At 50.5% G+C, this 926-nt stretch carries 2 protein-coding genes; both read right to left on the bottom strand.

All coding sequences use genetic code 11. The features are described 5' to 3' along the window. Positions 1-258 (bottom strand): TraJ family protein (locus tag JCM12259_RS15635; protein WP_502485826.1); only part of this gene is annotated, 258 nt, incomplete at its 3' end. Positions 259-297: 39 nt separating this feature from the next. Continuing rightward, on the bottom strand, positions 298-912 hold the full coding sequence (locus tag JCM12259_RS12810; RefSeq protein WP_025066732.1) for a DUF4141 domain-containing protein: 615 nt from the start codon (positions 910-912) through the stop codon (positions 298-300). Positions 913-926 lie beyond the last annotated feature (14 nt).

Consider the following 926-nt stretch of genomic DNA (forward strand, 5'->3'; position numbering starts at 1 on the left):
GGGCGAGAGAACGGCATTCATCGTACCCAGTACGACTGTCGGGAAGAACATGATGCAGAAACCCAAGACAAAGGGACGGAGAAGGGGAAAGACGTCTATCGCCTCGGCACGGGCAATGGAAGCCCATACCCGAAGGGCAATATAAAAGAGCGTTCCCAAGCCCGCTATACCTTTGGCGATGCCTGTCATCTGGGCACAAAGCGGCATCATCTCGTCATAGGTTGAGCGTAGCAGCTCGTGTAAACTGGCAAAATCCATAAGCAAGTGTGTTTAGATGTATGAATCACCAATGACTGATTACCAATACCTGCTTGCCGTATTGCCGTAGAGTGCTTTGACGGAGGCAAGGTTGTTCTTTTCTCTTGCACGCACGTAGCTCACGGAAATGTTCTTTCTTGTGTAGTACGACACGAGCGAGCGGTTTTCCCTCAGTGTGGTATAAATACGGTCGATGGCCTGCATGCGCTCGTGGTCGTTCATCGAGAAAACATTACTCTTGACAATGGACTTTAGTTCCTTGAGACTCTCACCGCTCTGCTCCAGAAGTTTGGCATAGCCCGAAGCCATCGCAGCGAGTTCCGAAGGGCGGAAGTTCTTGTCCGAGAGCATCTTCTTATACGAGGTGACGTAAATCTCCGAGATATCGCCCACCATCAGGATGCACTCCTTGACTTTGTAGGCATCGCCGATGAGGTTGTTCACCTTCTTCAGCGCATCGTAATACTTCTTGGTGTCGTTGTAGAGTTTCTCCACTTCCTTGAACCCGTCCAAGGTGTTCTTCACCGTCTTGGAGGCGGTGGCAATCTCCTTGACCGAATTGACGATGTTGCCCGCGAAGTTACCGGGATCGGTTACTACCCACTGTGCGTGGGCTTTTCCGCTGAATAAAAGGACGGTGCCCATCAGCAGCATTAAAATTCTTGTTT

The sequence above is a fragment of the Hoylesella enoeca JCM 12259 genome (assembly GCF_000613405.1).
Taxonomy (GTDB): domain Bacteria; phylum Bacteroidota; class Bacteroidia; order Bacteroidales; family Bacteroidaceae; genus Prevotella; species Prevotella enoeca.

Coding starts and splice junctions, on each gene's coding strand:
- JCM12259_RS12810 (WP_025066732.1), bottom strand. CDS start 912: ATGCTGCTGATGGGCACCGTCCTTTTATTCAGCGGAAAAGCCCACGCA.